This window comes from Aquitalea sp. (assembly GCF_030150775.1).
Taxonomy (GTDB): domain Bacteria; phylum Pseudomonadota; class Gammaproteobacteria; order Burkholderiales; family Chromobacteriaceae; genus Aquitalea; species Aquitalea denitrificans.
In genome coordinates this window covers 201,036-208,515 of record NZ_JASLFG010000049.1, presented here as the reverse complement: position 1 = coordinate 208,515, position 7,480 = coordinate 201,036, and the positions used below count along the sequence as shown (strand labels likewise).

The following is a 7,480-nucleotide window of genomic DNA, read 5'->3' as shown; positions in this document are numbered from 1 at the left end:
GTCCCACGCCTTCCCATCCCGAACAGGACCGTGAAACGCCTTAGCGCCGATGATAGTGTGGCATTCGCCATGTGAAAGTAGGACACCGCCAGACTCCCCATACAGAAGCCCAGCTCAACCGAGCTGGGCTTTGTGCATTCTGCGCCACCATTTAACTTGCCTGACCATAAGGCCAGTCCTTGCTCGGCTGCAGCGGTGACGGGGGCGTGGATGGGGCGCAGCAAATACAAAGCCACCGCATGCGGTGGCTTTGTCGTTTGAGCGGTTTGTTTAGGTGCTGCGTAGGCTAAAGCATCAGGTTCAGCATGCGATCGATGCGGACCCGGCTCAGTCTGGTAAGGATGGTGCGTACCTTGAGCGGATAGTTGCGCACGCTTTCCAGCTGGCGGTAGTGGTTGATACGGGTGCAGTGTTGCAGGATGTGCTGCTGCTCGGCATGGCTTTGGGATTGCAGCTGTTGTTCCGGGTCGTGAATCAGCAGGGCGTTTTCCAGATCGAGCCGGAAGGCCCTTGGATTCATGTTGTTGCCGGTGAGCAGGATGTGCTGTGCATCACACCACATGCCTTTGAGGTGGTAGCTGTTATCTTCATCTTTCCACAGGCACAGATTGAGCTTGCCGTTTTCGATTTGTGCCTGGCGGCGCTTGGCGAAGCGGCGCAGGTTCATTTCGTACAGATAGGGCAGGGTACCAATCAGCTTGAAGGGTTCTGATTCGGGGATGAAAAAATCGTTGGCGGTCTTGTCGCCCACAATGATGGTAACTTCCACGCCACGGCGCAGGGCTCGGTTGATGGCGCGCAGCACGGCCATGGGGAAGTTGAAGTAAGGCGTGCAGATCACCAGCCGGTGCTGGGCATGGCCGATCAGTTGCAGGATGAGCTGATTCAGCGGATTGCCCTTGCCCAGCCCGACGATGGGGGTGACACCCATGCCCTGCTGGCAGGTCTGCTGCCGTGGCAGTGGATAATGGGTCTTTTCCAGCCGATTGCGAAAGGCGCGGATTTCCTTGCGGATGCTGCGGGTACCGGGAACCGGTTTGTCCAGCCGGAACACCGCCTCGTCATTGCAGATGTTTTGCAGCATGAAGCTGGCCATGCAATCTGCCAGTGCCATGCTGCGAATCAGGTGGTAACGGTCGAAGCGGTATTTGTCCTGCTTGTGCAGGTAGACGTTGTTCAGGCTGGCACCGCTGTAGATGACCAGGTCATCAATGATGAAGCCCTTCAGATGCAGCACGCCAAACAGTTCCCGTGTCTGGGTGGGAACGCCGTAGATGGGTACTTCCACCGCGTGCAGGCTGGCTTGCTCACGATACCATGTGGCATTGCAATTGGTTTTGCTCTCGCCAATTCGGCCACGTTGGGCTCGATGCCAGTCGACCAGAATGCGTACATCCAGTGCTGGATTGCGCTGTTTGGCGGCAAAGATGGCTGCCAGCACTTCTTGTCCTGCCTCGTCCTGTTCCAGATACAGAGCCGCAATATAAATACGCTGTTGTGCGGCTGCCAGTGCTGTTAGCAGCTCCTGGCGAAAGTCGGCGGCGGATTGCAAGGAGCTGAAATCGCTGGCCGTCAGTGCAAAACGTGGCAAACGCTCCAGAGATGGCCGGGGAAGTAGAAATACCATGTGAATCACGCGTAAAACGGTTGATCGGGGCATCCTAGCATCGTTTTCTGCTTTTGGGGGATGCTGACGTCCGCAAGCTGTTTCAGCTCAAGTACGTGCATATTGCCTAGAAGCCTAGCGTGTCTCGCAGACGGTAATACATGGAGCCTAGCCGGATGAGGCTTTCCTCCAGCGATGCTGGCAGAGGGAAGGGGTGGGCATACAGCTTGTTGAAGATGTCGAAGCGGCCCAGATCCCCCGCGATGGCCTCAGCGATCATCTGCCCGGCAATGCCGGTGAATGCCAGTCCATGCCCGGCAAAGCCCTGGGCATGGTAGACACGTTGCCCCTGGCGGCCAATTTGCGGTAGTCGCGCCGGGCCAACGTCTACATGGCCGCTCCATGCATAGTCAATCCTGCTGTTGCGCAGGCTGGGAAAAATGCTGGCCATGCGGGTATGTCGTTCGGTAATCAGGGATTGCCGTTCTGCGTATGGCCGGCTTGATCTGCCGCCAAATAGCAGGCGGTGGTCGGGTGTCAGACGGAAGTAGTCCAGCAGCTTGTCGCTGCTACACACTGCAGCGCCTTCTGGCAGCAGACTGGCTGCCTGCTCTGCCGTGAGCGGTGCCGTGGCAATGATGTGTGACTCCACCGGCAGAATGCTGCGCCGCAGTTGCGGTTGCAGCGCACCGATATCGACATTGCAGGCCAGCACCATCTTGTCGGCCCTGACCCAGCCATTGGGTGTGCCGATCTGCAAGCCCAGTCGGTCTTCATCGATGGAAGTGACCGGGCTGTGTTCAAACAGCCTGACGCCTGCGCGGGATGCGGCCCGTGCCAGCCCTTGTGCATATTTCAGCGGGTGGAGGTGGCCACAGCCATTGTCATGCAGCGCCGCGGTATAGCGTGGGGAGTTGATTTGCCCTGCCAGTGCACTGCCTTCCAGCCACTGTGAATCATGATAGCCACAGGTTTCCAGCATGGCTTGTTGCTTGCGCAGCTGTTGCTGCTGGTGGTGATTACTGGCGGTGGTGAGAAAACCCCAGCGCAGTTCGCAGTCGATCTGATACTGGTGAATGCGATTGGCAATCAGCGATACGCCCTCCAGCGAGGCTTCCCAGCACTGCCGTGCCGCCCGACTGCCCAGTTGTTGCTCGAAGCGCGTCAACGGTGCGGCAAAGCCGTGCAGGATTTGTCCGCCATTACGGCCGGTGGCACCAAAGCCGACCAGCGCCCCCTCCAGCAAGGCAACGGACAGCCCCTTTTCAGCCAGCACCAGGGCGGTAGACAGGCCGGTGAGGCCAGCCCCCACCACGCAGACATCGCAACGCACCACCTCTCCCAGCACCGGATAACGCTCGCGTGACGGTGCGGTGGCCGCATACCAGGAATTGACATGGTGGCCATCAAACTGGGATAGGTGTGGTGCGTGTTCGCGATTCATGACGCCTCTTTCATGCCTGGCCAAGCAAGTGGCGATATTCCCAGGGGGTGACCTGGTGGTTGAATTCCTGCCATTCGCTCAGCTTGAGCTGACAATAGGTAGAGACAAACTGCGGCCCCAGCAGGGTGGCAAGTGCCTGATTATTAGCCAGCCTTTCCACAGCTTCCAGCTGGGTGCGGGCAAAGGCATAGGGTCGACCATAGGCACTGCAATCCAGTGGTGGCGTTGCCGGTAATTCCTGTTGCATGCCAAGCAAACCGCAGGCCAGGGTGGTGGCCATGGCCAGATAAGGGTTGGCATCCACGCCGGGCAGGCGGTTTTCCACCCGGCGTGCCTGTGGACCAGCTTGCGGGATGCGTAGGCCGCAGGTGCGGTTGTCAAAGCCCCATTCCACATTGATGGGTGCTGCCGTGAACGGCGCCAGGCGGCGATAGGAATTGACATAAGGGGCCAGCAGCAGCAGGGCGTCCGGCAGGTAGTGCTGCAGGCCGGCAATATAGTGGGCAAAGCGCGGTGCCGGCTGGCCGTTGTCCAGTGAGAAGGCATTGCGGCCGGTATCCGCATCCACCAGGCTCTGGTGAATGTGCATGGCGCTGCCGGCATCATCCGCCAGCGGTTTGGCCATGAAGCAGGCTTCCAGATCATGCCGGGCGGCGGCTTCACGCACCATGCGCTTGAACAGGAAAGCCTGGTCGGCCAGTGCAATGGCATCGCCATGTTGCAGATTGATTTCCAACTGACCGCAGCCTACTTCCTGCAGCAGTGTATCTGCACCGATGCCCAGCAACTGGCAGCCATGGCGGATGTCGTCCAGTACTGGCTCCAGATCGTGCAATCTATCCAGTGCATAGGGCTGACGCAGGCTGTCACCGGCTTTGCCATAGCTGGCTGGTGCCTGTGGTGCCGCATCCAGCTGCTGACGCCGGGCAAACAGATAGAACTCCATTTCTGGTGCGACAACAGGCTTGAGGCCCAGCTCGGCATAGCGGGAGAGTACACGGTGCAGCACATTGCGCGGTGAAAACTCTACCAGGCTGCCATCTTCATGCAGGCAGTCGTGAATCAGCATGGCCGCTGGTTCCCGGCTGAAAGGAAGGCGGCGCAGGGTGGTGGGGTCGGCTTGCAGCAGCATGTCCGGGTCCAACTCTGGCACCAGTTGCTGCAGGCAGTCGCCGCTGACGCTTTGTACCAGCCCGACCTGTGAAAAACGCAGTTCGCTGCCGTTAAGTACGCTTGATGCCGGCAGGATCTTGCCACGCGCGGTACCGGTGATATCGGAAAACAGGCATTCGACGGTGCGAATGCCGTGATGTTGCAGCCAGTCTGCAGGGTTCAGCATGGATGGTCCTTGGGCGTTGAATTGTCGAAAGCCGCCCCATGGGCGGGTGAAACGGCAAAACGCTAGCGGTGACCGACTGCGGTAAACGGCTGGATGAAAAAGCCCAGTGACAAGGCTGTCGAGTCTGCCCATGCGCACAGCACCACCGCTGCCACAGGCAGGGGGGGGGATGTGAGCGGGTTGCGACGTGCTTGCATGAAAAACAGGGCCTTCCGGGTGAGATAAGCAGGGTGCTGTGCCGGATTTTTAAACGCCTTTGGCATGGGGCGTCAATTTTTTTCATGGCGCAGATGGCAGTCTGTGGTGGAATTGCTGTTGTTCAGCCACGTCAGGCACATGGCAAGAGCTGTCGAAATGTGCAAAAATTCGGTCAACTAGACGATTTGCAGGTTTTTTTCATGCTGGACCGGGACGGATATCGCCCCAATGTCGGAATTATCCTCATCAACGGCAAAAATGAGGTGTTCTGGGGCAAGCGGGTGCGCGAGCATTCCTGGCAATTTCCGCAAGGAGGCATCAAGCCGGGTGAGAGCCCGGAAGCGGCGATGTACCGCGAGCTTCTGGAGGAAGTCGGGCTGTTGCCGCAACATGTCAAGATCGTGGGGCGTACCCGTGACTGGCTGCGCTATGAGGTGCCCAGCAACTGGGTGCGCCGCGAATGGCGCGGCAGCTATAAGGGGCAGAAGCAGATCTGGTTTCTGCTGCGGCTGACCGGGCGCGACTGCGATGTCTGCCTGCGGGCCAGCACGCATCCGGAATTCGACGGCTGGCGCTGGAACGATTACTGGGCACCGGTGGATGCGGTAATCGAATTCAAGCGCGACGTGTATATCCGCGCGCTGACCGAGCTGTCGCGCTTTCTCAAGGGGCTGGAAAACTACGACAGCTTCCTGCAGCGCATGAGGCAGCCGGCCAGGACGGCTCCGGTAGCCGAAGGCTTGCCGGGCCCGCAGCAGGATCACTGAACCGCCTTGCGGTTTGCCTCACCCATCAAGCAAGCGGCGGCCCTGGGCTGCCGTTTGAGCATCATGACCAGCCCTGCCGCATGGCAGGGGTGGCAACATCACCAGGCTTGGCCCTGCCACGCAGGGCCGCTACAGGCGACGATAAATTTATGACTCAACAGTACGACGAATCTTCGGTACGAGTGCTCAAGGGGCTGGAGCCGGTCAAGGAACGGCCGGGCATGTATACCCGCACCACCGACCCCACCCATATCTGTCAGGAAGTGATTGATAACGCGGCTGACGAGGCCCTGGGTGGCTATGCTCGCAAGATTGCCGTTACCGTGCACCAGGATGGTTCATTGTCGGTGGAAGATGATGGCCGTGGCATTCCGGTGGGCCTGCATCCGCAAGAAGGCGTGCCGGTGGTGGAGCTGGTATTCACCCGGCTGCACGCCGGTGGCAAGTTCAACAAGAAAGACGGTGGCGCCTATGCCTTCTCCGGTGGTTTGCATGGTGTAGGTGTATCGGTGACCAATGCCTTGTCCACCCGGCTGGAAGTCGAGGTCAAGCGCGAGGGAGGTGTGCACCGCCTGGTGTTTTCCGGCGGCGACGTGATCGAACCCCTGGCCCGCATTGGCGACTGCGGCCCGCGCACCAGCGGCACCCGGGTACGGGTATGGCCGGATGGCAAGTATTTTGAAAGCCCGCGTTACTCCTTGCCGGAGCTGGAACGCCTGCTGCGCGCCAAGGCGGTGTTGCTGCCCGGCGTGGCCGTGTCGCTGACTGTGGAGAAACCCAGTGGTGACGAGGTCAAGGTGTGGCAGTACCCGCAGGGCCTGAAGAGCTATCTGGCCGAGCTGTGCAACGGCGACGAGCCGATTGCGCCGCTGTTTGCCGCTGAAGCCTATATCGGTGATGACCACGAGCAATTTGCCAAGGGCGAAGGCGTGCAGTGGGCGATGGCCTGGTTTGAAGACGGGGCCAGCGGCGAGAGCTATGTCAACCTGATTCCTACCCCGTCCGGCGGTACTCACGAGGCTGGCCTGCGTGCAGGGGTGTTTGATGCGGTGAAGAGCTTCATCGACCACCACAACCTGCTGCCGCGCGGCGTCAAGCTGATGGCGGAGGACGTGTGGAGCCGGGTGCGCTTTGTGCTGTCGGCCCGGGTGCTGGACCCGCAATTCCAGGGCCAGACCAAGGATAAGCTCACCAGCCGTGATGCCCTCAAGCTGATTTCCAGCCTGTCGCGCGACCCGGTCGAGCTATGGCTGAACCAGAACGTGGAAGCGGGCAAGAAGATTGCCGAGCTGGCCATCCGCCAGGCGCAGTCGCGCTTGAAATCAGTCAAGAAGGTGGAAAAGAAAAAGGGCTCCGGCGTAGCCGTGCTGCCGGGCAAGCTGACCGATTGCGAAAGTGAAGACATCGAACGCAACGAGCTGTTCCTGGTAGAGGGTGACTCTGCCGGTGGCTCGGCCAAGCTGGCGCGCGACAAGGAATACCAGGCCATCCTGCCTTTGCGCGGCAAGGTGCTCAACAGCTGGGAAACCGACAAGGACCAGCTGTTTTCCAATGCCGAAATCCACGATATTTCCGTCGCCATCGGCGTGGACCCGCACGGGCTGGATGATCACCCGGACCTGTCCAGCCAGCGTTATGGCAAGATCGCCATCCTGTCCGATGCCGACGTGGACGGCTCGCACATCCAGGTGCTGTTGCTTACCTTGTTCTTCCGCCATTTCCCGCGCCTGATCGAAAACGGCAATATCTACATCGCGCAGCCGCCGCTGTTCCGCGTGGATGTGCCGGGTTCGGGCAAGAACCGTCCGCCACGCAAGATTTACGCGCTGGACGAGGGCGAGCTCAATGCCATTCTGGACCGTCTGCGCAGCGAGAATGTGCGCGAAGGCAGCTGGGGCATCTCGCGCTTCAAAGGTCTGGGCGAGATGAACCCGGAACAGCTGAAAGACACCACCATGAATCCGGATACCCGTCGCCTGTCGCGGGTGCAGGTGCGCCCGGGTGAAATGGCGCAAACCCTGTCCACCTTCGTCATGCTGATGGGCAAGGGCGAGGCCTCCAGCCGCCGTAGCTGGATGGAAGCCAAGGGTAACGAGGTGGAAGCGGATATCTGATTGCGCCGCTGG

The 7,480-nt window shown here is 59.9% G+C and carries 5 protein-coding genes and 1 rRNA gene; 3 read left to right on the top strand and 3 right to left on the bottom strand.

The annotated features are described in order from the left end of the window. Positions 1-94, top strand: a 5S ribosomal RNA gene (rrf, locus tag QVF59_RS20930); the annotation flags it as partial. Positions 95-286: 192 nt separating this feature from the next. Here rrf and pssA read toward each other — a convergent pair. The 3 genes from pssA to QVF59_RS17410 form a co-directional block, all read right to left on the bottom strand. Beyond that, positions 287-1,627, bottom strand: a complete 1,341-nt coding sequence (pssA, locus tag QVF59_RS17420; protein WP_287881459.1) for a CDP-diacylglycerol--serine O-phosphatidyltransferase — start codon at positions 1,625-1,627, stop codon at positions 287-289. Positions 1,628-1,733: 106 nt separating this feature from the next. Beyond that, a complete protein-coding gene (locus QVF59_RS17415; RefSeq protein ID WP_287881458.1) occupies positions 1,734-3,050 on the bottom strand; it encodes an NAD(P)/FAD-dependent oxidoreductase in 1,317 nt (438 codons plus the stop codon). 10 nt (positions 3,051-3,060) lie between these two features. Beyond that, complete coding sequence (locus QVF59_RS17410) at positions 3,061-4,389, bottom strand: glutamine synthetase family protein (protein ID WP_287881457.1); 1,329 nt, start codon at positions 4,387-4,389, stop codon at positions 3,061-3,063. Positions 4,390-4,787: 398 nt separating this feature from the next. Between QVF59_RS17410 and QVF59_RS17405 the strand changes: the two genes are divergently transcribed. After that, positions 4,788-5,354 carry an RNA pyrophosphohydrolase gene (locus QVF59_RS17405; RefSeq protein WP_287881456.1) on the top strand — a complete coding sequence of 189 codons (567 nt, stop codon included), beginning with the start codon at positions 4,788-4,790 and terminating at the stop codon, positions 5,352-5,354. 149 nt (positions 5,355-5,503) lie between these two features. Then, complete coding sequence (gene parE, locus QVF59_RS17400) at positions 5,504-7,468, top strand: DNA topoisomerase IV subunit B (RefSeq protein WP_287881455.1); 1,965 nt, start codon at positions 5,504-5,506, stop codon at positions 7,466-7,468. Positions 7,469-7,480 lie beyond the last annotated feature (12 nt).

Excerpts from the sequence above, each read along its gene's own strand:
- pssA (WP_287881459.1), bottom strand. The coding sequence starts at position 1,627 with ATGGTATTTCTACTTCCCCGGCCATCTCTGGAGCGTTTGCCACGTTTT.
- QVF59_RS17410 (WP_287881457.1), bottom strand. The coding sequence starts at position 4,389 with ATGCTGAACCCTGCAGACTGGCTGCAACATCACGGCATTCGCACCGTC.
- parE (WP_287881455.1), top strand. The coding sequence starts at position 5,504 with ATGACTCAACAGTACGACGAATCTTCGGTACGAGTGCTCAAGGGGCTG.
- QVF59_RS17405 (WP_287881456.1), top strand. The coding sequence starts at position 4,788 with ATGCTGGACCGGGACGGATATCGCCCCAATGTCGGAATTATCCTCATC.
- QVF59_RS17415 (WP_287881458.1), bottom strand. The coding sequence starts at position 3,050 with ATGAATCGCGAACACGCACCACACCTATCCCAGTTTGATGGCCACCAT.